The organism is Caulobacter segnis (genome assembly GCF_019931575.1).
Taxonomy (GTDB): domain Bacteria; phylum Pseudomonadota; class Alphaproteobacteria; order Caulobacterales; family Caulobacteraceae; genus Caulobacter; species Caulobacter segnis_C.
On sequence record NZ_CP082923.1, the window covers coordinates 1,685,626 to 1,707,255 of the forward strand.

Consider the following 21,630-nt stretch of genomic DNA (forward strand, 5'->3'; position numbering starts at 1 on the left):
TTAGCCGAGGCCGCAACAGCCTCGAGTCGCCTTGGAAGACCCCCGTTTCCCGGAACTTTGCCGACTCCCCCGAACAGTCCTATGGTCGCGCCCAAGCAATAGGGATCCGAGGGGGAAACCGATGTCTGGACTGCTTTCGAACTTCCGCAACACCATCATCGTCAGCGTCATCCTGGCGCTGGTGATCGTCATCGGCTACGGGCACAGCCCGCACGGCCATGACAGCAGCTACTTCCAGGCCATCTTCCGCCTGCTGCACGTCTGGTTCGGCATCCTGTGGATCGGGCTGCTGTACTATTTCAACTTCGTGCAGATCCGGGTGATGCCGCAGATCCCGGCCGAGCTGAAGCCGGCGGTCAGCAAGTACATCGCGCCCGAAGCGCTGTTCTGGTTCCGCTGGGCGGCCCTGGCCACCTGGGTGATGGGCGTGATCCTGGCGTTCAGCCGCGGCTACCTGCTGGAAGCGGCGACCCTGGGCCTTGCCGGCGGCTATACGCCCGGCGTCGACATGGGCTTCACCTTCATCGGCACCGGCATGTGGCTGGCCACGGTGATGTTCTTCAACGTCTGGGTCTTCATCTGGCCGAACCAGAAGATCGCCCTGGGCCTGGTCGAGGCCGACGCCGACGCCAAGGCCAAGGCGGCCAAGACGGCGATGCTGTTCTCGCGCACCAACACCCTGCTCAGCATCCCGATGCTGGCGACCATGGCGATGAACCAGACGCTGTTCGGCTGACGCCGGAGAAAATTGGTGTAAGGGGAGGGCCCGCCGCGATCCGGCGGGCCTTCTTCGTTTCGAGACCATGGCCGACACCGAAACCCTCGACGACCTCGTCCGCCGCGTCGATCCCGACCGCTGGCTGGCCAGCCGGTTCATCGGCGACGCCGCCGCCCGGGCCGACGTCATCGCGCTCTACGCCATGAACTACGAGCTGGCCCGGGTGGCCGGCGGGGTCTCCAACGCCCTGATGGGCGAGATCCGCCTGACCTGGTGGCGCGAGGCCATGGAAGAGATCGCGGCCGGCAAGACCCCGCGCAAGCATCCCAATGTCGAGGCGCTGGCCGCCTCGGGCCTCGATCCGAACGTCTTGGCGACCCTGGCCGACGCCCGCTTCACCGACCTGGACGAGGGCCCCCTGAGGGACGAGGCGGCGGTGCTGGCCTATGTCGACGGCACGGCCGGGGCGCTGGCGGTGCTGGCCGCCCGGCGGCTGGACGCGAGCGCCGACCCGCACGCGGTCAAGGGCGCGGCGCGGGCCTGGGGGCTATCGGGCCTGTGGCGGCTGAAGCAGGCGGGCCGCGACCGACTGCCGGCGGACTGGACGCAGGCCGACCTGAAGCGCCGTGTCGAGGCGCAGCTGAAGGCCGCGCGAGGCGAGGTGAGGGGGCTGCCGGTGGCGGCCTTCCCGGCCGTGGCCCCGGCGGCCCTGGCGCGCGCCTATGTCGGCGGCCGCGAGATGGGCGAGCTGGAGAAGAAGGCGCGGCTGACGTTCGCGGTGGCGACCGGAAGGCTGTAGCTCGCCCATACTCCAACACCGCTCATCCCCGCGAAAGCGGGGACCCAAGCTGACTCTCGGGCTATGGCGAGGCGGTGACTAAGATCCAACCTCGGCTTGGGTCCCCGCTTTCGCGGGGATGAGCGGATAAGGGGAGGTCAGGCGATCACTTCCCCGGCCGCGTGTTCCCCGTCCACTGATCCAGCCAGTCCAGTACTTCCTTGTGCCACTGGACCGAGTTCTGGGCCTTCAGGACCCAGTGGTTCTCGTTGGGGAAGTACAGCAGCTTGCTGGGCACGCCCTTGCGCTGCAGGGCGGTGAAGGCCGAGAGGCCCTGCTCGACCGGGATGCGGTAATCCAGCTGGCCCTGGATCACCAGCTGCGGCTTGGTCCAGTTGGCCACGTGGTCGACCGGGTTGAAGGTCTGGAAGGTGTTGCCCGGCGTCCAGGGCGTGCCGCCGTTCTCCCACTCGGTGAACCAGAGCTCCTCGGTGGCGTAGCCCATCGAGCGGGTGTCGAAGACGCCGTCGTGGTCGACCAGGCACTTCCAGGGCGCGTTCCAGTTGCCGGCGATCCAGTTGATCATGTAGCCGCCGTACGAGGCGCCCAGGGCGCAGGCGCGGTCGGCGTCCAGGAAGCCGTACTTCTGGGTCGCGAAGGCCCAGCCCTTCTGCAGGTCCTCCAGCGGGCGGTCGCCCCAGTGCTGGCTGATCGCGTCGGTGAAGGCCTGGCCGTAGCCGGTCGAGCCGTGGAAATCGACCATCACCACGGCGTAGCCGGCGTTGGCGTAGACCTGCGGGTTCCAGCGGTACGACCAGCTGTTGCTGAACGAGCCCTGCGGACCGCCGTGGATCAGGAAGGCCACCGGATACTTCTTGGCCGGGTCGAAGTTGGCGGGTTTCAGCACGAAGCCGTGCACGGTCTCGTCGTTCCAGCCTTTGAAGTCGAACTGCTCGGGCTCGCCCCAGGCGACGTCTTTCAGCGTCTCGCTGGAAACGCTGGCGATCTTCACCGGCGGGCCCTTCTTGGCCAGCAGGAACAGCTCGGACGGGCTTTTCAGCGAGTCGGAGGCATAGACGACGCCGGCGGGCGAGACGTCGAAGGCGGTGACATGGCCCTCGCCGGTCAGGGCGGTGACCTTGGCGGTCTTGACGTCGATGGCGAACAGCTTGCCCTGACCGACGTCCAGGGCCGTGGCGTAGATCGTCTTGCCGTCGGCGCTCCAGGCGATGGAATCGGCCGAACGATCCCAGGTCGGGGCCAGCTCGCGCACCTTCTGGGTCGTCTCGTCATAGATCATGATCGCGAAGCGGTCGGCCTCGAAGCCCGGCCGCTTCATGGCGCGATAGGCGATCAGCTTGCCGTCCGGCGACGCGATCCCGGTCGTGTCCCAGGCCTTGTTGTCGGCGGTGTAGTTGACCGGCTTGGCCGAACCGTCCAGCGGGACGCCCCACATGTCGTAATTGGTGGTCCAGGGCTCGTCCTTGCCCGCCACCTTGGCCGAGAAGACCACGGTCTTGCTGTCGAAGCTGACCGTGAAGTCCTCGTCGCCGCCATAGGGCTTGGTCGGGGTGTCGCCGTCGAAACCCTTCATCAGGTCGACCGGCTGGCCCATCGCCACGCCGTCCGGGCCCAGGGTCCAGGCGAAGAGGTGATTCTTGGTCCCGTCGTTCCACGTATCCCAGTGGCGGACGAACAGGCGGTCATAGACCACGCCGGTGGCCTTGGTCGCGGTCTTGGCCGCCAGCTTGGCCTCGGTGCAGGCGAAGTCGGCGCAGTCGGGGAACACGGCCTGGGCGACGACGATGGTCTTGCCGTCCGGGGCGACCTTGTAGGCGAGGACGTCGAACGGAGCCTTGGTCACCTGGGTCGCCGTCTCGCCCGTCACGTCGGTGCGGAACACCTGCTCGGTCCCGCCCGCGCGGCCGGACGAGAAGTAGATGGCCTTGCCGTCGGCGCTCCAGCGGCCGCTCGACGCGCCGCCGTCCGAGATCTTCAGCCGACGCGGGGCCATCTTGGTCTTCAGGTCGGCGACCCACAGCGACATCGAGGCCTTGTTGGCCGGATAGTCCAGGGTCCGCACCGTATAGAGCACGTAGCGGCCGTCCGGCGAGACCCGCGGATCGCTCAGCCGGTCCAGGCTGGCCATGTCCTTGGCGGTGAAGACGTGAGGCTTTTGGGGAGCCTGGGCGTGGGCCGCGCCGGCCAGGGCGACGGCGAGGACGGCGGCCGAGGCCGCGAAACGCAAGCTCTTGATCATGAAACCCAATTTCCCGGAAACGGTTATCCCATCTGGCGGCGGAGCCTAGTCCGGCTTTTCGCCACCCGCTAGGGGAGCGAGGCAAGAGAATCCCGAGCACGGATCGCCGATCGGCGTTCTGTTTCGACGCATGCGCGATCGTAATAAAAGTGAAACAAAGTCAGTCGCTTAGCGCGTAACAATCCGAAACAGGACTTGCTTTGCCGCGACGCAGCATCCTTCCTACATGGTTAGCCGGGGCGATAGGATGGCCGTAGAGCCTTCCGTCCAACGATAAGGGTCTCTGGTGTCGGCTTCGGGTTATTTTCAGCACACGGTCGCAGGACCGGTGATCTTCGCGGGGATCGGCCTGCACACCGGCGCGCACGTGCGCGTCGCGGTGCGTCCGGCGGCTCCCGACGCGGGGATCGTCTTCGTGCGGACCGACGTGCACGACCGTGACAATCGCGTCCCCGTCACCGCCCAGGCGGTCTGCCAGACGCAACTGGGCACGGTCATCGGTAACGGCGACGACGTCCGCGTCTCGACCATCGAGCACCTGATGGCGGCCCTGGCGGCCCTGTCGATCGACAACTGCGTCGTCGAGTTGGACGGCCCGGAAGTGCCGATCATGGACGGCTCGTCCGAGCCCTTCGTCCAGATCCTGGACCGAGCCGGCCGCCGCAAGCAGGAAGCCGTTCGCCAGTACATCGAGATCCTGGCTCCGATCACGGTCGAGGAGGGCGACAAGCGCGCCAGCCTGCTGCCGTCGGACCGTTTCGAGGTCGCCTTCGAGATCGCCTTCGGCAGCAAGGCCATCGGTCGCCAGGCCGTTGACCTGACCGTCGACGAAGAATCGTTCCGCGCCGAGCTTTCCGAGTGCCGGACCTTCGGCTTCGTCCGCGACGTCGAGGCCCTGCGCGCCATCGGCCTGGCCCGCGGCGGCTCGATGGAGAACGCCGTGGTCATCGACGGCGACCGCGTGCTGAACCCGGAAGGCCTGCGCCGCCCGGACGAATTCGTGCGCCACAAGGCCCTGGACGCCATTGGCGACCTCTATGTGCTGGGCAAGCCGATCCTCGGCCGCTTCGAAGGCGTTCTGGCCGGTCACGGCCTCAATAACGCCGTGGTTAGAGCGTTGCTGTCCCAGCCGCGCGCCTGGCGCCTTCGCGCTCTCGCGTCGGAACTGGCTGAAGCGGTCTAGGGGGCTACCCGGCTCCGCGTTCGGCCTTCGCATTTGCGCCTTTCACGGCGTGGTGTAGAAGCCTTGCACGGCGCTGGGGCGCGCGTTTGCTTCGAAGGTGAGAGACTCCGTGCTTCGTAATTTTTCGGGACGTTCGGCCGTCACCATCGCCGCTGTGCTCGCCGCCGTGTCGGTGGCGGGCTGCGCCGGCAAGTCCAAGAAGCCGACCCTCGCCTACGAAGAGCGTCCCGTCGAACTGCTGTATTCCACGGGCGCCGATCGCCTGGACCGCGGCAACTGGAACGAGGCCGTCGACTATTTCCGCGAGGTCGAGCGCCAGCACCCCTATTCGGAATGGTCGCGCCGTTCGATCCTGATGACCGGCTACGCCCACTACATGGGCAACCAGTACAACGACGCCATTGGCGACGCCGACCGGTTCATCTCGCTGTATCCGGGCAATCCGTCGGCCCAGTACGCCTTCTATCTGAAGGCCATCTGCTACTTCGAGCAGATCGTCGACGTGAACCGCGACCAGGCCGCCACCGAGCAGGCCCTGGCGGCCTTGCGCGACGTGGTCCAGCGCTATCCGAACACCGAATACGCCACCGACTCGCGCCTGAAGATCGACATGGTCAACGACCAGCTGGCCGGCAAGGAAATGGCCATTGGTCGCTACTATCTGAAGAACGGCCAGACCCTGGCCGCGATCGGCCGGTTCAAGACCGTGATCGAGCGCCACCAGACCACCTCGCACACGCCCGAGGCCCTGTTCCGCCTGGTCGAGGCCTATCTGACCCTGGGCCTGAACGAGGAAGCCAAGCGCAACGGCGCGGTCCTCGGCTACAACTTCCCGGGCGACCGCTGGTACGCTGACGCCTACAAGCTGCTGAACGACAACGGTCTGCGGCCCGCCGTCGAGCCGCTGAAGGCCGGCGCCAAGCGCAACGCCCTGGAGCGCGCCCTGTCGCGCGACAAGAGCAGCACCCTGGCGCCTCCCGGCGAAAAGAAGGCCAAGAAGGGCCTGATGGGCGTCCTGGGCATGTAGCCGCGACGGGGCCGACGCCAGTATCGGACGGTCGGTCCTGTTTCGTTCTACCTTTGCGCTTTCAAAAACCCTGATTCCCGGCGATCTTGCGCAACATGCTGATCGGCCTCTCCATCCGTGACGTCGTGCTCATCGAGAGCCTGGACCTGGCCATCGGCGAGGGCCTGACCGCGCTGACCGGCGAAACCGGGGCCGGCAAGTCGATCATTCTCGACGCCCTGGGCCTGGCCACCGGCGCGCGCGCCGACGCCGGCCTGGTGCGCCGAGGGGCCGCCGGCCACGCCTCGGCCACGGCGATCTTCGCCCTGCCGGCCGACCATCCCGCCTTCGCCTATCTGGACGACAAGGGCCTGGACTACGCCCGCGACGAGGACCTGGTCCTGCGCCGCCAGCTGTCGCCCGACGGCCGCTCCAGAGCCTTCGTCAACGACCAGGCCACCAGCGTCGGGGTGCTCAAGGACCTGGGCGGCCTGCTGCTGGAGGTCCACGGCCAGCACGAGACCGTCGGCCTGCTGGACCCCAAGACCCACCGGGGCCTGCTGGACACGTTCGGCGGCGTCAGCGTGGGCGCGGTCGCCTCGGCTTGGAGCGCGTGGCGCGCCGCCCGCGAGAAGGCCGACGCCCTGCGCGACCTGGCCGGCCGCGCCGCCGCCGAGACCGAGGAGCTGACGCTCCGTCTGTCCGAACTCGACCGCCTTGATCCTCGCGAGGGCGAGGAAGAGGCGTTGGCCGAGGAGCGGGCGCTGCTGAGTTCGGCCGAGAAGGTCATCACCGACGTCGCCTCGGCCCAGGACGCCCTGGGCGGCGATTTCTCGGGCAAGCTGGCCCAGGCCTATCGCGCGCTCGAACGCGCGCGAGATCGGGCCCTGCAGGCTGGCGCGCCCGCCGACGGGGCGGCCATGGTCCGGCTGCAGGCTGCCTGCGACGCCGTCGACCGCGCCCTGGTCGAGGCCCAGGAAGCCAGCGCCGCCATCGACGCCGTGGCCGAATCCTTCGAATTCGAGCCCGACCGCCTGGAAAAGGCCGAGGAGCGCCTGTTCGCCCTGCGCGGCATGGCCCGCAAGCTCAACGTCCTGGTCCAGGACCTGCCGGCCAAGCGCGCCGAGTTCGCCGCCCGCCTGCAGGCCATCGAGACCTCCGAGGACGCCCTCAAGGCCGCCGACCAGGAGGCCGCCGAGGCCCGCGAGGCCTATCTCTACGCCGCCGAGGCCCTGTCGGCCGAACGCCGCGCCGCCGGCGACACCCTGGCCAAGGCCGTCGAGGCCGAGCTGGCGCCGTTGAAGCTGGAAAAGGCCAGGTTCCGCGTCGCGGTCGAGGCTCTGCCCGAGGATCGCGCCGGTCCGACCGGCCTGGACCGCATCGCCTTCGAGATCTCGACCAACCCCGGCGCGCCGTTCGGTCCGATGGAGACCATCGCCTCGGGCGGCGAACTGGCCCGTTTTGCTCTTGCGCTGAAGGCCGCCCTGGCTGGTCGCGGCGGCGGTCCGCAGCCCTTGATGATCTTCGACGAGGTGGATCAGGGCGTCGGCGGCGCCGTGGCCGACGCCGTGGGCCTGCGCCTGCAGCGCCTGGCGGCCAACGCCCAGGTTCTGGTGGTGACCCACTCGGCCCAGGTCGCCGCGCGGGGCGACGCCCACTGGCGGATCTCCAAGTCCGGGGACGACACCTCGACCCGCACGCGGGTCGAGCCGCTGAGCCCCGCCCAGCGCGAGGAGGAGATCGCCCGCATGCTGTCGGGGGCCGAGGTCACCGAGGCCGCGCGGGCGGCCGCCCGGGCCCTGATGGCCTGATCCCGACCTCGCGCGGTCCGGGCGAGGTTGCTAACGTCCCGGCATCTTCCTGCCTTCGGATTCGCCGCCCGTGTCTCAGATCCCCGTCGCCGACCTCACCGAAGCCCAGGCCGTCGAGGAACTGGAAGCCCTGGCCGACGCCCTGGCCGCGCACGACATCGCCTACCACCAGCAGGACGCGCCTACGATAAGCGACGCCGAGTACGACGCGCTGAAGCGCCGTAACCTCGACATCGAGACCCGCTTCCCGCACCTGGTGCGCGACAACTCCCCGTCCATGCGGGTCGGCGCGGCGCGGGCCGAGCAGTTCGCCCCGGTCGAGCACGGCGTGCCGATGCTCAGCCTGGACAACGCCTTCTCCAACGACGAGGCGACCGAGTTCGACGCCCGGATCCGCCGCTTCCTGCGGCTGTCGCCCAGCGACACCGTCGCCTACACCGCCGAGCCCAAGATCGACGGCCTGTCGGCCTCGCTGCGCTACGAGAAGGGCGTCCTTGTGCAGGGCGCGACGCGGGGCGATGGCCGAGTGGGCGAGGACGTCACCGCCAACCTGCGCACCATCGCCGACATCCCCCACCGCCTGAAGGGCTCGGGCTGGCCCGACGTCATCGAGGTGCGCGGCGAGGTCTATGTCGAGCTCGCCGCCTTCGCCGCCTTCAACCAGGCCGCCGAGGAGGCCGGCCAGCGCACCTACGCCAACCCCCGCAACTTCGCCGCCGGTTCGCTGCGCCAGATCGATCCGAAGATCAGCGCCCAGCGGCCGCTGCGCTTCTTCGGCTATGCCTGGGGCCTGGTGTCCGAGCCATTCGCCGAGACCCAGTGGGGCGCGCTGGAGAAGCTCCAGGAATGGGGCTTTGTGACCACGGCTCCGCCGGCCCGTCGCGTCGACAACGCCCAAGGGTTGCTGGATGTCTACGCCGAGTTCGAGACTCTGCGTCCGACCCTGGGCTTCGACATCGACGGCGTCGTCTACAAGGTCGACGACCTGGAACAACAACGCCGCCTGGGCTTCGTCTCGCGCTCGCCGCGCTGGGCCATCGCCCGCAAGTTCCCGGCCCAGCGGGCTCGCACCATCCTCGAGGCCATCGACCTGCAGGTGGGCCGCACGGGGGCCATCACCCCCGTGGCCCGGCTGAAGCCCGTCACGGTCGGCGGCGTCTCGGTGACCAACGCCACGCTGCACAACGGCGACGAGATCGCGCGCCTGGACGTGCGCATCGGCGACACCGTGGTGATCCAGCGGGCCGGCGACGTGATCCCGCAGATCGTCGAGGTCGCCCTGGATGCGCGGCCCGATCCGGCGCCAGAGCCGTACGAATTCCCGCACGTCTGCCCGTGCCCGCTCCAGACGCCCCTGGCCCGCGAGGTCACGGCCTCTGGCCAGGAGTCGGTGGTGCGCCGCTGCACCGGCGAGTTCGCCTGTCCGTTCCAGCGGGTCGAGCACCTGCGCCACTTCGTCTCCCGCCGGGCCTTCGACATCGAGGGCCTGGGCGAGAAGCAGCTGCAGGCCTTCTTCGACGAGGGCTGGATCACCGAGCCGGCCGACATCTTCAAGCTGGCCAAGGACGAGGAAAAGCTGGCGGGCCTGCGCGAGCGCGACGGCTATGGCGAGACCTCGGTGAACAACCTGGTGAAGGGTATCGAGGCGCGCCGCACGATCGGCATGGACCGGATGATCTACGGCCTGGGCGCGCGCGATATCGGCGAGACGACCTCGACGGTGCTGGCTCGCAACTTCGACCGCTTCGAGGACCTTCAGGCCGCCGCCGAAGCCGCCGCCAAGGGCCTGCCGGGCGAGACCTATCTGGAGCTGTCGACCGCCCAGGGCGTCGGACCCAAGGCGCTGGAGCTGCTGGTCGAGGCCGGGAAGGGCGGCCTGGTCGCCGACCCCTGGCCCGAGGCCGCCGACCTGGAGATCAAGATCGGCCACGCGGTCCCCAAGCTGACCAAGCCCGCGCGCGCGGCCCTGGCCCAGCGCTACGGGACCTGGGACGCCTTCGCCGAGGGCCTGGCCGCCGCCGCCTCAGGCGCGCCGGGGGAGGACTATCTGCACCTGGCCGCCGTCGACGGCGTCGGTCCGGTGGCGGCCCAATCCTTGGCTCGCTTCTTCGCCGAGGAGCACAACCGCGCCAAGGTCGCCAATCTGGTCGCCGAGCTGGACATCCAGCCGGTCGCCAAGCCCAAGACCGACACGGCCGTGGCCGGCAAGACCATCGTCTTCACCGGCGCGCTGGAGAAGATGACCCGCGACGAGGCCAAGGCCCAGGCCGAAGGCCTCGGCGCCAAGGTCGCCTCGTCGGTGTCCAAGAAGACTGACCTGGTGGTGGCCGGGCCGGGCGCTGGCTCCAAGCTGAAGACCGCCACGGAGCTAGGCGTCCAGGTGATGACCGAGGACGAGTGGCTGGCGATGGTGGCCCCATGAAGGTCATCGCCCTCGACTTCGAGACCGCCAACGAGCAGCGGTCCAGCCCGTGCTCCATCGGCCTGGCCTGGATCGAGGACGGAGAGGTGGCGCGGATCGAGCACCACTACATCCGTCCGCCGGGCAACCGCTTCGCGTCGTTCAACATGGCCTTTCACGGCATCCGGCCCGAGCATGTCGCGGACGCCGACGAGTGGCCGGACGTGCTGGAGCGTCTGCGGCCCGAGCTGGAGGGCGCGCTCGTCCTGGCCCATAACGCCTCGTTCGACATCAGCGTGATCCGCCGGACCAGCGAGCACTACGGCGTCCGGCCGCCGGGCTTCGACTACACCTGCACGGTGCAAGTGGCGCGCAGCGTCTGGCCGGACCTGCCGTCACACAAGCTGAACGTGGTCTGCGGCCATCTGGGCGTCGACTTCGCCCACCACGACGCGGCGGCCGACGCCTATGCCTGCGGACGGGTGGCCCTGGCGGCGGCGTCGGTGAACGCGGTGACCCACGTGCGTGACCTGCCGGGAAGGCTGGGCATGACCCTGGGCCGGCTGGATTCCGACGGCTACACGCCGCCCAAGGGCGCGCCGCGCTATCGCCGACCCGCCTTCGCGCGCTGAGGCGCATCGCCGCAAGTCGAAATCCCGCCTCGTTTTCGCCTTCGGCCTTGTCCTGACTGGGCGGATCGCGCAACGAGGGACCCAAACGCGCGTTTCAACCGCGCACTAGGGAGACACATATGCTTCGCACCGCCTTGATCGCCGCCGCCTTGACCTTCGCGTCGGGCTCGGCCTTCGCCGCCGACGTCACCGGCCTGTGGGCCACGCCCAGCAATGGCGGCCAGGTCGAGATCGCCCGCTGCGGCAACAGCCTGTGCGGCAAGCTGGTGACCTCCGATCCCATCAAGGCCGATCCGGGCCGCAAGGACGCCAAGAACAAGGACGCCGCCCAGCGCGGGCGACCGCTGAAGAACCTGCAGATGCTGTACGACTTCACCGGCGGCCCGACCAAGTGGACTGGCGGCAAGGTCTATAATCCCGAGGATGGCGGCGTCTATTCGGGCACGATCGAGCTGCTCAGCGACAACGAACTGAAGCTGAAGGGCTGCATCGTCGCCCCGCTGTGCAAGACCCAAAAGTGGACGCGGTTGAAGTGACAGATTTCCTTCTCCCCTTGCGGGAGAAGGTGTCATCCGCAGGATGACGGATGAGGGGTTTCTCGGCGCGCCCGACGCGACCCCTCACCCGACCCACTCGTGGGCCACCCTCTACCGCAGGGGGAGAGGGATTTAGGTCATAGCGGCGCGCAGGCTTCTTCCATCCACGCCCGCACTTCCGGCTCCACCCGAGGCCCGATCTCGCGCAGCACGCGCGCGTGATAGGCGTCGAACTGCGCCACCTCCTCGGGCGTCAGCAGGGTCTTGTCGACCAGGCGGCGATCGATCGGGGCCAGGGTCAGGGCCTCGAAGCGGTGCATCGGACGGTCACCGTCTCCGACCGGCTCGGCCGGCATGACGACCTCCAGGTTCTCGATCCGGATGCCGTATTCGCCGTCCTTGTAGTAGCCGGGCTCGTTCGAGACGATCATGCCGGGCTGCAGGGCGATGACGTTCGGGGCCTTGGAGATCCGCTGCGGGCCCTCGTGGACGCCTAGATAGACACCGACGCCGTGGCCGGTGCCATGATCGTAATCCAGGCCGTGGGCCCACAGCGCCATCCGCGCCAGGGCGTCGATGGCCGACCCGGTGGTGCCGGCCGGGAAGCGCAGGCGGGCGATGGCCAGGTGGCCCTTCAGGACCAGGGTGTTGCGCTGGACCATCTCGGCGCTGGGCTGGCCGATCGCCACCGTGCGGGTGACATCGGTGGTGCCGTCCAGGTACTGGCCGCCGCTGTCGACCAGCAGCAGCGAGCCCAGGGCGGCGCGCTGGTTGCTGCGCTCGGTCGGGCGATAGTGGGGCAGGGCCCCATGGCCGTTGGCCGCGCCGATGGTGTCGAAGCTGAGGTCCTTCAGCACGCCCGTGGCCTCGCGGAAGGCCTCCAGCTTGGCGACCGCCTCCTTCTCGTCCGGCGGATTGACCTGGCCCTCGGTGGCCAGCCAGTGCAGGAAGCGGGTCAGGGCCGCGCCGTCGCGCCTGTGCGCCTCGCGCGTGCCGTCCAGCTCGATGTCGTTCTTGCAGGCGCGGGGCAGGGTGCAGGGGTCCATGGCCCGCACGATCCTCGACCCGGCGGCGGCCAGCATGTCGAAATACCAGGCCGAGGACTGGCCAGGATCGACCAGCACGCTCTTGCCCGAGAGATCGCCTAGCGCCTCGGCCAGCTTGTCCGGCGTTTCCAGAGAGACCTGGTTGCCCAGCCAGGCGGGCAGGTCGGTGGTGACCTTGGCCGGCTCGATGAACAGGCGGGCCGTGCCGTCGGCGTTCAGGATGGCCTGCGACAGCGGCAGGGGCGAGCGAATGACGTCGCCGCCGCGGATGTTGAACAGCCAGGCGATCGAGGCCGGGGCGGTGATCACCGCCGCGTCCGCGCCCAGGGCCGCGACCGAAGCGCCGACGCGGGCGCGCTTGGAGCTCGACTCCTCGCCGGCGTATTCGACGAAGTGCGGCACGATGGGGGCCATCGGCTGGGCGGGGCGGGCCTCGCCCCAGGCCTGGTCGACGGGATTGGCGGCGACGGGCTTGAGCACCGCGCCGGCGCGGCTGGCGGCGGCCTTCAGACCCTCCAGGGCGGCAGGGCTGTGCAGGCGGGCGTCGTAGCCGATGATCGCGCCCTGCTCGGCGGTCTCGAGATAGGCGGGCACGCCGCCCTCGACGAGGTCGCGGATCTCGAACACGCCCTGGTCGACCTGTTCGCGGACCTGCAGGGTGTAGCGGCCGTCGACGAAGACGGCGGCGCGGTCCTTCAGGATCACGCCCGCGCCGGCCGAGCCGGTGAAGCCGCTGGCCCACGCCAGGCGGTCGTTGGCGGCGGGCAGGTATTCGTTCTGGTGCTCGTCCTCGTGCGGCACAAGGAAGCCGTCCAGCCCCTGCGCGGCCATGGCGGCGCGGATCAGCGGGACGTGCTTGGGGCCGAAGGACGGGTCGGTGGATTCATCGAAGGTCTGGCGCATGCCTCGATGTAATCCCCCGACCCGGCCCTGCAAAGGGGACGTTTATTGCTGCGGTTGGGTCGGCGGATTGTCCGGCGAGGCCGCCTGGTTGTTGGGGCTGGACGTGGCGCGGTCGGCGGCGTCCTGGGCCGACTGGTTGGCGTTGGCGGCGGCCCGCTCGGTGTCGCGGCGCACCTGGTCGGCGGTCGAGCGCGCGTCGCGGGCGGCGTTCTCGGCGGCGACCTGGGCGGCCTGGGTGGCCGACTGCGCGCCCTCGACCAGACCGGCCTGGCGGCCCTGCTCCTGGGCTTGCTGGATCTGGTTGGGATCGGTCCCGGCCGGGCGCATCAGCAGGAAGCCGACGGCGATCACGGCCACGATGGCGATCATGCCGGCGATCAGCCAGCCGGCGCTGCCGCCGCTGCTGCGCTCGCGAATCTCGACATGACGCTCCACGGGGCGTTCGGGCGGCGGGATGTTCGGGTCGGTGTAGGTCATCGAGGCGGCTCCTCCAGCCATTGTTCTGGCTGGAGAAACGTGAGCCCCGAGGCGGAGGTTCCTACGGCCGCTGCAGGACCAGGGTCGCCCAGGCGTCGCGGTGTATGCGGCTCACGACCTTGAAGCCGCGCGACAGGTAGGCGGCCTTGACCATCCGCTCCTGGGTGCGCAACAGGCCCGACAGGATGACCGTGCCGCCAGGGACCAGGGCATGCTTGATGTCCTGAGCCAGGCTGATCAGCGGACGGGCCAGGATGTTGGCGAACACCAGGTCGTAGGGCGCGTTCTGGGCCACCAGCTTGTTCGACAGGCCCGAGGCGTGGACGAAGCGGGCGTTGGCCTTGTTGACCTGGGCGTTTTCCTTGGCGATCCGGACGGACGGCTTGTCGATGTCGGTGCCGACCGCCAGCTTGGTGCCGGTGCGGGCGGCGGCGATGGCCAGCAGGCCCGTGCCGGCGCCGACATCCAGCACCTTGTTGAACTTGCGCGCCTTGATCAGGCGGTCATAGGCCTGCAGGCAGCCGACCGTGGTGCCATGGTGGCCCGTGCCGAAGGCCGCCCCGGCCTCGATGCGCAGGTTGACCGTGCTGGCCGGCAGGCGGCCACGATCGTGCATGCCGTAGACGAAGAAGCGGCCGGCGCGCACCGGCGGCAGGCCCGACAGCGCCATGGCCAGCCAGTCGGCGTCGGCCAGGGTGTCACGCGTGACCTTCAGGTCGTACCCGGCCAGCAGGGCCATCAGGCCCTCGTCTTCCTCCTCGGTGGTGGGGAAGGCGTCGATGCGCCAGACGTTCTTGTCCTCGTCCTCTTCCAGGATCGAGTAGGTCGCGCCTTCCAGGCCGGGATGGTTGTCGATGGCGTCGGCGGCGGTCTCGGCGTCGGCGCGCGCGCCGCGGGCGACGATCTGCTGGGGCGTATAGTCGGTCATGCCGCCCCGTTAGCGGCAAAGGGCCGAAAAAGCGAGCCTTCAGCGCGTGGTCATGCCCACCGCCGCCGCATCGGCCAGCACCGTCGGGACCGGTTGCGGCGCTCGATCCTCCGGCAGGGAGACGTCGAGGATGTCGCCGCGCTCGGACGCCCAGTGGGATGCGTCGTCGGACGGTGGCGGCGTGGCGGGGCCATGGCGGCCGGACACATAGGGCGGCACGTCGGGCGCGGGCGCCGGCGCGTAGTCAGGCTCGTACGACACCATCTGAACCGGCGGCGGTCGCGTCGCCTCCAGGAAGTCGGTGCCGACGACATAGTCGGGGACCTTGCCGGCCGGCCAGGCGATCGGCTCGGCATAGTCCTGCTGGGCGACGCGCGTGGGCTCCATCTCCGGATTGTATGGCTCCAGCTGCGGGCCGGGACGCATGGCCAGCCCGGCCAGGACGCCCACCACGGCGAAGGCCGGCGCGCCATAGGTCACGGGCCGGGTGACGGCGAAGGTCTTCAGGCTTTCCAGGATCTGTTCGAGGCGCTGGTCCATATCGCGATAGCGCGCGAGGCTGGCAATTGGTTCTAAGCGGGACGAAAGCCCTCGCGGGACTCGGGGCGACGGCTCTAGGTTGCCGCCATGACCAACCGCCGCCCGCTGCTGCGCGAACGCCACGCGCACGAACACGCCCGCGTCACCTATGTGGAGCTGTTCTTCGACCTCGTCTTCGTGTTCGCGGTCACCCAGCTGTCGCATGGCCTGATCGCCCATCCCACGGGCCTGGGCGTGCTGCACACAGGCCTGCTGCTGCTGGCCGTCTGGTGGGCCTGGGTCTACACGGCCTGGGTCACCAACTGGATGGACCCCGAGCGGACGCCGGTGCGGATCATGCTGTTCGTGATGATGGCCGCCGCCCTGGTGCTGGCCGCCGCCATTCCGGACGCCTTCGAAGGCCGGGGCCTGGTCTTCGCCTGCGCCTATGTCTTCATCCAGGTGGGGCGGACCCTGTTCTTCCTGGTCGGCGTCTGGCGCGAGCCCGCGCACCGGGTGAACTTCGTCCGCATCCTGTCCTGGTTCGTGGTTTCCGCGGTCTTGTGGATCGCGGGGGCCTTCCAGCAGGGCGAGGCGCGCCTGCTGGTCTGGGCCGTGGCCATGGCCATCGAGTACGCCGCGCCGGCCATGGGCTATTGGACGCCGGGAATCGGACGCTCGAACGCCACGGACTGGAGCGTCGAAGGCGCGCATCTGGCCGAGCGCTGCGCCCTGTTCACGATCATCGCCCTGGGCGAGTCGATCATCGTCGCGGGCGCCACCGTCGTCGGCCTGCCCTGGAGCGCCGAGGTCATCGCCGCCTTCGCCAGCGCCGTGGTCTGCAGCATAGCCATGTGGTGGATCTACTTCTCGGCCACGGCCGAGGCGGCCAGCGAGGCCATCGCCCATTCAGCAAATCCCGGCGCCATCGCCCGCGTGGCCTATACCTACAGTCACCTGCTGCCGGTCGCGGGGATCATCGTCACGGCGGTCGGCGACGAGTGGGTCATCCACCATCCGCTGGGCCACGCCGACTTCAAGACCGCCGCGGCCGTGATCGGCGGGCCGGCGCTGTTCCTGTTCGGCTCGCTGGTCTTCAAGCTGGCGGTGTTCAGGCGCTGGTCGCCGACGCGGATCTCGGGACTGGCCCTGCTGGCGGTCCTGGCGCTGGCGGCGGGATATCTGAGCCCGCTGGTCCTGTCGGTCCTGACGACCCTGGTCCTGGTGCTGGTGGGGGGCTGGGAGACGGCGCTGTCGGCGCGTCAGAAGGCCCCTGCCTGAAAGGGATTTGGGGCCGAAAAACCTGAATTCAAGAATTGGCGAGCGGCCAATTGTGCGCAGTCTGTAGCGCCTTCGCAGGGGACTTTGGGGTCCCGCCACGCAAGGGCCGTTGACCGATGACCGCTACGCCATTCGCCCCGTCGTTCTTCCACGGCGCCAAGGCCGACCTGAAGGAAGGCGACCTGATCGGGTCTGGCTTCGCCTCCAACTATGGAGCGCGCAAGCAAGCCGCCTTCGTCTACCTGACCGCCACCCTGGACGCCGCCGTCTGGGGCGCGGAGCTGGCGGTCGGGGAGGGGGCGGGCAGGATCTACGTCGTCGAGCCGACCGGGCCACTGGAGGACGACCCGAACCTGACCGACCAGAAGTTTCCCGGCAATCCGACCCGGTCGTATCGCTCGCGCGATCCGCTGCGGATCATCGGCGAGGTGATCCACTGGCGGGGGCATGCGCCGGAGCAGCTCCAGGCCATGAGAGACGGCCTGGCCGAGCTGGACCGGCGGGGCGTCGAGGCGATCGAGGACTGAGCCTTAATAGGCGGCGGGATCCCGGGTCTTCACGGCCCGGCGATCCAGCTTCTCGATCCGCCCGGCGGCGCTCACCTCTATGGTGGTGACGTCCATCGAGGCCAGCAGGCTGTCGTGCACCTTGATCCAGCGCAGGCGTTCACGGCCGTCCGGCAGCGGCTGGCGCAGGGTGGGCTGACCATACGGCTGAAGCGCTTCGGCCAGAGTACGGGCTGGAGCCGCGGGCGTCGCCAGGGACTGGGCTTCCTGTACGGGCAGGTCAAGGACCATCGCCAACCTCCTTAAGAGCCTCGCGAATGCTGCCGCACATTGAGCGCGCTGTCGCCTCCCAGGCGTGGCTCGGTTCCGGCCAGCAGCCGCTGGATGTTGGCGCGGTGGCGGGCGATCACATAGACGCCGCCGGCGATGACCAGCAGGCGATAGGCCAGCGGATGCTCCAGGCCGCAGACTAGGGCGATGGCGGTCACGGCGGCCAGCATCGAGCCCAGCGAGACGATCCGGAACGCCGCCACCACGACGATGAATACCGCCGCCGCGCCGAGGCCGACGGGCCAGGAGATCGCTAACAGCACGCCCAGGCCCGTTGCCGCCGACTTCCCGCCGGTAAAGCCCAGCCAGATCGAACGGGCGTGTCCGAGCAAGACGGCGAGGCCAGCCAGGCATATTCCCCAGGGTGTCCATGTCTGCAGGGCGGTCGGCGTGACGGTCGGCAAGCCGGAGAGCCCATGATAGAGCGCGCGGGCCAGCAGCACGGCCGCGACGCCCTTCAGGATATCGACCGTCAGCACGATCAGCCCGGGACCGACGCCGAGCGTGCGCAGGGCGTTGGTGGCGCCGGTGGACTTCGAGCCCAGCTCCCGGATGTCGACGCCTTTCACCAGCCTACCGGCCCAATAGCCGGTGGGCGTCGCGCCGAGCAGATAGGCGGCCGCCAGGAGAGCGAGGCTCGCGAGCCAGACGGTCATGACGCTTCCCCCCGAGGCTTTGGAGGAGCTTGCGCCCAAAACTCCCGCGCTCATAGAGAGAGGGGAGAGCGCGTCTGTCCTCGGCGTTCGCGAGGTTGAATGCAGCGAAATCAACGCCTTGTCGATTTCGGGCGCCGCTGATGATCCGCGTTCAGCCTCGCCCCATATTCAATGCGCGTGGCTAAAATCCTCCCCCAGCGGGGAAGGATTGGATTGAGCCTCAGCCCTTCTCGACGAAGCTGTCGATGACCTTTTTCTCGCCGGCCTTGTCGAAGGCGACGGTCAGCTTGTTGCCTTCGATCCCCGTCACCTTGCCGTAGCCGAACTTGACGTGGAACACGCGGTCGCCCCGCGAATAGGCGCTGTTGGTCGGGGCCGAGACGGCGACCAGGCGGCCTTCGCCCTCGATCGGCGCCGAGCGGGCCGACGAACCGGCGCGCGCGGTGTTCGCGCCGCGCCAGCTGTTGCCGCCGCGTTCGCCGAAGCCCGCCGTGCGTTCCTGGGCCCGTTTCCAGCCGGGGCTGTCGTAGCTGCCGGCCTGGAAGGCGCTCGTGCCGGGATCGTCCCAGCGCGAGGCGGCTGTCGACTGCATGCCCGGGCCGCCGCCGTAGTAGCCGGTCTCGGACGCCGCATCGACGTGGGCCAGGGGCAGCTCGTCGACGAAGCGGCTGGGCAGCTGGCTGGTCCAGCGGCCATAGACCTGCCGGTTGGCCACGAAGCTGATCCGGGCCTCCTCGCGGGCGCGGGTGATGCCGACATAGGCCAGGCGGCGCTCTTCCTCGAGGCCCTTCTCGCCCTTGTCGTCCATGCTGCGCTGGCTGGGGAACACGCCTTCCTCCCAGCCAGGCAGGAAGACCAGCGGGAACTCCAGGCCCTTGGCCGAGTGCAGGGTCATGATCCAGACGGCGTCGCCGGTGGCTTCGCGGTCCAGGTCCATGACCAGCGACACGTGTTCCAGATAGGCCTCCAGCGTGTCGAAGGCGCCCATCGACTGGACCAGTTCCTTCAGGTTCTCGAGCCGCGTCTGGCTGGTCGGACCCTTGTCGAGGCGCAGGGCGTCGGTATAGCCGCTCTCCTCCAGCACGGTCTCCAGCAGCCGCTGGTGATGCGTCGAACCGATCAGCGAGCGCCAGCGGTCCAGGTCGCGGATGAAGTTGGAGAGCGCGGTGCGTGTGCGGGCCGGCAGTTCGTCGCTGAGGATGATCTGGCGGGCCGCCTCGGTGGTCGAGACGCCGTTCAGCCGGGCGATCTGCAGCAGCTTCTGCACGGAGGTGTCGCCGATGCCGCGCTTGGGGGTGTTGACGATGCGCTCGAAGGCCAGGTCGTCGTCTGGCGACTGGATCAGGCGCAGATAGGCGTGGGCGTCGCGGATCTCGGCCCGCTCGAAGAAGCGCGGGCCGCCGACCACCTTGTAGGGGATCTGCAGCAGCACGAAGCGCTCTTCGAAGGCGCGCATCTGGAAGCTGGCGCGGACCAGGATGGCCATCTGATTGTACTTGCGGCCGGCCTTCTTGGCCCGCTCGATCTCGTCGGCGATCAGGCGGCTCTCGGCCTCGCCGTCCCAGACACCGCTGACCTTGACCTTCTCGCCGCCCTTGGCCTCGGTCCACAAGGTCTTGCCCAGGCGGCCCTTGTTGGTGGTGATCAGGCCCGAGGCGGCGGCCAGGATGTGCTCGGTCGAGCGGTAGTTGCGCTCCAGCCGCACGACCTTGGCGCCGGGGAAGTCGCGCTCGAAGCGCAGGATGTTGTCGACCTCGGCTCCGCGCCAGCCGTAGATCGACTGGTCGTCGTCGCCGACGCAGCAGACGTTCTGGCGGCCCTGGGCCAGCAGGCGCAGCCACAGGTACTGGGCGACGTTGGTGTCCTGGTACTCGTCGACCATCACGTATTTGAAGCGGCGCTGGAACTCCTCCAGCACGTCCGGATGGCCGGTGAACAGGCTGATATTGTGCAGCAGCAGGTCGCCGAAATCGCAGGCGTTCAGGATGCGCAGGCGTTCCTGGTACTGGCGATAGAGGCTGATTCCCTTGCCGTTGGCGAACTCGCCGGCCTCGCTGGCCGGGACGCGGTCGGGCGTCCAGCCGCGGTTCTTCCAGCCGTCGATGATCTGGGAGAGAATCCGCGGCGTCCAGCGCTTGGCGTCGATGTTCTCGGCCTCGATCAGCTGCTTGAGCAGGCGCTCGTTATCGTCGGTGTCGATGATCGTGTAGTTCGACTTCAGACCCACCAGTTCGGCATGGCGGCGCAGGATCTGGGCGGCCACCGAGTGGAAGGTGCCCAGCCAGCGGAGCCCTTCCGCCTCCGGGCCGATGATGTGGGTGATCCGCTCGCGCATCTCGCGGGCGGCCTTGTTGGTGAAGGTGACGGCCAGCAGCTCCCAGGGGCGGGCCTTCCCCGTCGCCAGGATGTGGGCCAGGCGGGTGGTCAGCACGCGGGTCTTGCCGGTGCCGGCGCCGGCCAGGACCAGCAGCGGGCCCTCGGTCGTCTCGACCGCCTCGCGCTGCTCGGGGTTCAGGCCGTCCAGATAGGCCGGCGCGCCGCCCTGTCCCATTGGGGGCGCCGGCGGGCGGGCGCGGGCGAGGTCGGAGATGCGGGGAGAGGGGAGGTCGCCCGGAAAGGTCGAGTCGTCGTCGGGATACATGGAACATATGTAGCACAAAGCGCGCGGAGCTTAAGCCCCCACGGGCGGCCGGGGGACCGTCGAAGCGGAACCTCCAGCGTCGCGTACCGTTGATCCGCCAACAGCAACGGAGCCGGCCAAACGGAGCCGGACAATGCGGAGACTCTCATGGCCGAAGGAACCAGCAACAGCGGCGGGGGCAACAGTGGCTTGGCGTTCATCGTGGGCGGACTTGTCGTCATCGTCGCCGTGCTCGCCTTCTTCATGATGTCCGGCGGCTTCACCCACAAGAAGCAGGTCGACGTGAACATCTCGGCCTCGGCGCCCAAGCTGCCCGACGCGCCGAAGCTGCCTGACGCGCCCAAGGCGCCGGGTTGAGGCCGGCGATGAAGACGCTCGCGCATAATGGACACCCGGCGGCGCCTGGCGACGGCGCCGGCGGCGTCTGGGCCGCGCTGCTGGTCCTGATCGTGCTGGGCCTGGCGGTCTGGGGCGCTTGGCGCCTGGGCGTCATGGCCGGCGACAAGGTCGACCTTCGTGAGGGCCTGGCCAATATGCCCTCGGTCCTGCGCCAGGCGCCCAATCCGCAACCGATGCCGATCCCGACGCAGCGGCGTCCGGCGGTGGCGGCGGAGCGGCGCTAGCCTAGCCGGCGGCCCGCGCCAGGGCGAACACGCGGCAGGCCGAGGCGAGGGGGCGATCCCCGCGCTCCAGGTCGATCCTTTGGATCAGGCCGGCGAGGCTCAAGGCCTCGTCGGCCGCCGCGCGTTCCAGGGCCGCCCAGAACTCCGGCTCCAGGGCCAGCGAGGTCGCGTGGCCGGCCAGGTTCACCGACCGCTTCTTCAAGCCAGCCAGGGTCTCAGTCCTCGCGCTTGGCGCCGTCGAGGTCGCGCTTGAGCTTGTCGGCGCGAGCGGCCTCGATCGTCTTCTCGCCCTTGGTGCGGCCGAACTTGGCGCGGTTCTCGGCCGCGCGGGCCTTGTCGTCGGCCTTGGCCTTGGCCTTCCGGGCTTGGTTCAGATTGACGATGTCGGCCATGGC

General features: G+C 69.1%; 22 protein-coding genes. 12 read left to right on the forward strand and 10 right to left on the reverse strand.

All coding sequences use genetic code 11. The features are described 5' to 3' along the window. Positions 1–121: 121 nt before the first annotated feature. Positions 122–736, forward strand: a complete 615-nt coding sequence (locus K8940_RS07835) for a urate hydroxylase PuuD (protein ID WP_223394441.1) — start codon at positions 122–124, stop codon at positions 734–736. A 67-nt stretch (positions 737–803) separates the two neighbouring features. Continuing rightward, a complete protein-coding gene (locus tag K8940_RS07840; protein WP_223394443.1) occupies positions 804–1,517 on the forward strand; it encodes a squalene/phytoene synthase family protein in 714 nt (237 codons plus the stop codon). A 145-nt stretch (positions 1,518–1,662) separates the two neighbouring features. Here K8940_RS07840 and K8940_RS07845 read toward each other — a convergent pair whose 3' ends face one another. Then, positions 1,663–3,756, reverse strand: coding sequence for an alpha/beta hydrolase family protein (locus tag K8940_RS07845; RefSeq protein ID WP_223394445.1), 2,094 nt, complete (start codon positions 3,754–3,756; stop codon positions 1,663–1,665). A gap of 286 nt (positions 3,757–4,042) precedes the next feature. Here K8940_RS07845 and lpxC point away from each other — a divergent pair, with 286 nt between their 5' ends. The 6 genes from lpxC to K8940_RS07875 all read left to right on the forward strand — a co-directional run bounded on the left by lpxC (position 4,043) and on the right by K8940_RS07875 (position 11,325). Then, the gene (gene lpxC, locus K8940_RS07850) at positions 4,043–4,939 is read left to right on the forward strand and encodes a UDP-3-O-acyl-N-acetylglucosamine deacetylase (protein ID WP_223394447.1); all 897 of its coding nucleotides are present in this window, start codon (positions 4,043–4,045) and stop codon (positions 4,937–4,939) included. A gap of 97 nt (positions 4,940–5,036) precedes the next feature. Further along, a complete protein-coding gene (locus K8940_RS07855; RefSeq protein WP_223394449.1) occupies positions 5,037–5,966 on the forward strand; it encodes an outer membrane protein assembly factor BamD in 930 nt (309 codons plus the stop codon). Between the two features lie 95 nt (positions 5,967–6,061). Next, the gene (recN, locus tag K8940_RS07860) at positions 6,062–7,756 is read left to right on the forward strand and encodes a DNA repair protein RecN (protein WP_223394451.1); all 1,695 of its coding nucleotides are present in this window, start codon (positions 6,062–6,064) and stop codon (positions 7,754–7,756) included. A 70-nt stretch (positions 7,757–7,826) separates the two neighbouring features. Further along, positions 7,827–10,178, forward strand: a complete 2,352-nt coding sequence (ligA, locus tag K8940_RS07865; protein WP_223394453.1) for an NAD-dependent DNA ligase LigA — start codon at positions 7,827–7,829, stop codon at positions 10,176–10,178. Continuing rightward, positions 10,154–10,789, forward strand: a complete 636-nt coding sequence (locus tag K8940_RS07870; RefSeq protein ID WP_411675585.1) for a 3'-5' exonuclease — start codon at positions 10,154–10,156, stop codon at positions 10,787–10,789. The genes ligA and K8940_RS07870 overlap by 25 nt, the downstream gene beginning before the upstream one ends. A gap of 119 nt (positions 10,790–10,908) precedes the next feature. Beyond that, positions 10,909–11,325 carry a DUF2147 domain-containing protein gene (locus tag K8940_RS07875; protein ID WP_223394457.1) on the forward strand — a complete coding sequence of 139 codons (417 nt, stop codon included), beginning with the start codon at positions 10,909–10,911 and terminating at the stop codon, positions 11,323–11,325. A gap of 137 nt (positions 11,326–11,462) precedes the next feature. Here K8940_RS07875 and K8940_RS07880 read toward each other — a convergent pair whose 3' ends face one another. The 4 genes from K8940_RS07880 to K8940_RS07895 form a co-directional block, all read right to left on the reverse strand. Beyond that, complete coding sequence (locus K8940_RS07880) at positions 11,463–13,274, reverse strand: aminopeptidase P family protein (protein WP_223394459.1); 1,812 nt, start codon at positions 13,272–13,274, stop codon at positions 11,463–11,465. Between the two features lie 42 nt (positions 13,275–13,316). Further along, positions 13,317–13,751 (reverse strand): hypothetical protein, encoded by a 435-nt coding sequence (locus K8940_RS07885; protein ID WP_223394461.1) that lies wholly within the window; start codon positions 13,749–13,751, stop codon positions 13,317–13,319. A 61-nt stretch (positions 13,752–13,812) separates the two neighbouring features. After that, entirely contained in the window at positions 13,813–14,679 is an 867-nt protein-coding gene (locus K8940_RS07890; RefSeq protein WP_223394463.1) for a 50S ribosomal protein L11 methyltransferase, read from the reverse strand. A 39-nt stretch (positions 14,680–14,718) separates the two neighbouring features. Then, positions 14,719–15,219 (reverse strand): hypothetical protein, encoded by a 501-nt coding sequence (locus K8940_RS07895; protein WP_223394465.1) that lies wholly within the window; start codon positions 15,217–15,219, stop codon positions 14,719–14,721. A gap of 87 nt (positions 15,220–15,306) precedes the next feature. On the opposite strand from K8940_RS07895, the gene K8940_RS07900 reads away from it, so the two are divergent. Together K8940_RS07900 and arr are read left to right on the forward strand one after the other, a co-directional pair. Continuing rightward, on the forward strand, positions 15,307–16,479 hold the full coding sequence (locus K8940_RS07900; protein ID WP_223394467.1) for a low temperature requirement protein A: 1,173 nt from the start codon (positions 15,307–15,309) through the stop codon (positions 16,477–16,479). Between the two features lie 116 nt (positions 16,480–16,595). Beyond that, positions 16,596–17,006: an NAD(+)--rifampin ADP-ribosyltransferase gene (gene arr / locus K8940_RS07905; RefSeq protein ID WP_223394469.1), complete on the forward strand. Its 411-nt coding sequence runs from the start codon at positions 16,596–16,598 to the stop codon at positions 17,004–17,006. Positions 17,007–17,009: 3 nt separating this feature from the next. On the opposite strand, the gene K8940_RS07910 is transcribed toward arr, so the two are convergent. The 3 genes from K8940_RS07910 to K8940_RS07920 form a co-directional block, all read right to left on the reverse strand. Continuing rightward, the gene (locus K8940_RS07910) at positions 17,010–17,276 is read right to left on the reverse strand and encodes a hypothetical protein (protein WP_223394472.1); all 267 of its coding nucleotides are present in this window, start codon (positions 17,274–17,276) and stop codon (positions 17,010–17,012) included. A gap of 11 nt (positions 17,277–17,287) precedes the next feature. After that, a complete protein-coding gene (plsY, locus tag K8940_RS07915; protein WP_223394474.1) occupies positions 17,288–17,971 on the reverse strand; it encodes a glycerol-3-phosphate 1-O-acyltransferase PlsY in 684 nt (227 codons plus the stop codon). Positions 17,972–18,191: 220 nt separating this feature from the next. Next, positions 18,192–20,612 carry an ATP-dependent helicase gene (locus tag K8940_RS07920; protein WP_223394476.1) on the reverse strand — a complete coding sequence of 807 codons (2,421 nt, stop codon included), beginning with the start codon at positions 20,610–20,612 and terminating at the stop codon, positions 18,192–18,194. 147 nt (positions 20,613–20,759) lie between these two features. Here K8940_RS07920 and K8940_RS07925 point away from each other — a divergent pair, with 147 nt between their 5' ends. After that, positions 20,760–20,969 carry a hypothetical protein gene (locus K8940_RS07925; protein WP_223394478.1) on the forward strand — a complete coding sequence of 70 codons (210 nt, stop codon included), beginning with the start codon at positions 20,760–20,762 and terminating at the stop codon, positions 20,967–20,969. Between the two features lie 8 nt (positions 20,970–20,977). Beyond that, complete coding sequence (locus tag K8940_RS07930; RefSeq protein WP_223394480.1) at positions 20,978–21,235, forward strand: hypothetical protein; 258 nt, start codon at positions 20,978–20,980, stop codon at positions 21,233–21,235. A 1-nt stretch (position 21,236) separates the two neighbouring features. On the opposite strand, the gene K8940_RS07935 is transcribed toward K8940_RS07930, so the two are convergent. Together K8940_RS07935 and K8940_RS07940 are read right to left on the reverse strand one after the other, a co-directional pair. After that, a complete protein-coding gene (locus K8940_RS07935; protein ID WP_223395797.1) occupies positions 21,237–21,446 on the reverse strand; it encodes a ribbon-helix-helix domain-containing protein in 210 nt (69 codons plus the stop codon). 4 nt (positions 21,447–21,450) lie between these two features. Continuing rightward, complete coding sequence (locus K8940_RS07940) at positions 21,451–21,627, reverse strand: DUF4169 family protein (protein ID WP_223394482.1); 177 nt, start codon at positions 21,625–21,627, stop codon at positions 21,451–21,453. Positions 21,628–21,630: the final 3 nt, after the last annotated feature.

What these genes read in the sequence shown, in the direction of transcription:
- K8940_RS07835 (WP_223394441.1), top strand. Translation starts at nt 122, where the DNA reads ATGTCTGGACTGCTTTCGAACTTCCGCAACACCATCATCGTCAGCGTC.
- K8940_RS07840 (WP_223394443.1), top strand. Translation starts at nt 804, where the DNA reads ATGGCCGACACCGAAACCCTCGACGACCTCGTCCGCCGCGTCGATCCC.
- K8940_RS07845 (WP_223394445.1), bottom strand. Translation starts at nt 3,756, where the DNA reads ATGATCAAGAGCTTGCGTTTCGCGGCCTCGGCCGCCGTCCTCGCCGTC.
- recN (WP_223394451.1), top strand. Translation starts at nt 6,062, where the DNA reads ATGCTGATCGGCCTCTCCATCCGTGACGTCGTGCTCATCGAGAGCCTG.
- K8940_RS07875 (WP_223394457.1), top strand. Translation starts at nt 10,909, where the DNA reads ATGCTTCGCACCGCCTTGATCGCCGCCGCCTTGACCTTCGCGTCGGGC.
- K8940_RS07880 (WP_223394459.1), bottom strand. Translation starts at nt 13,274, where the DNA reads ATGCGCCAGACCTTCGATGAATCCACCGACCCGTCCTTCGGCCCCAAG.
- K8940_RS07885 (WP_223394461.1), bottom strand. Translation starts at nt 13,751, where the DNA reads ATGACCTACACCGACCCGAACATCCCGCCGCCCGAACGCCCCGTGGAG.
- K8940_RS07890 (WP_223394463.1), bottom strand. Translation starts at nt 14,679, where the DNA reads ATGACCGACTATACGCCCCAGCAGATCGTCGCCCGCGGCGCGCGCGCC.
- K8940_RS07895 (WP_223394465.1), bottom strand. Translation starts at nt 15,219, where the DNA reads ATGGACCAGCGCCTCGAACAGATCCTGGAAAGCCTGAAGACCTTCGCC.
- K8940_RS07900 (WP_223394467.1), top strand. Translation starts at nt 15,307, where the DNA reads ATGACCAACCGCCGCCCGCTGCTGCGCGAACGCCACGCGCACGAACAC.
- arr (WP_223394469.1), top strand. Translation starts at nt 16,596, where the DNA reads ATGACCGCTACGCCATTCGCCCCGTCGTTCTTCCACGGCGCCAAGGCC.
- K8940_RS07910 (WP_223394472.1), bottom strand. Translation starts at nt 17,276, where the DNA reads ATGGTCCTTGACCTGCCCGTACAGGAAGCCCAGTCCCTGGCGACGCCC.
- plsY (WP_223394474.1), bottom strand. Translation starts at nt 17,971, where the DNA reads ATGACCGTCTGGCTCGCGAGCCTCGCTCTCCTGGCGGCCGCCTATCTG.
- K8940_RS07920 (WP_223394476.1), bottom strand. Translation starts at nt 20,612, where the DNA reads ATGTATCCCGACGACGACTCGACCTTTCCGGGCGACCTCCCCTCTCCC.
- K8940_RS07925 (WP_223394478.1), top strand. Translation starts at nt 20,760, where the DNA reads ATGGCCGAAGGAACCAGCAACAGCGGCGGGGGCAACAGTGGCTTGGCG.
- K8940_RS07930 (WP_223394480.1), top strand. Translation starts at nt 20,978, where the DNA reads ATGAAGACGCTCGCGCATAATGGACACCCGGCGGCGCCTGGCGACGGC.
- K8940_RS07940 (WP_223394482.1), bottom strand. Translation starts at nt 21,627, where the DNA reads ATGGCCGACATCGTCAATCTGAACCAAGCCCGGAAGGCCAAGGCCAAG.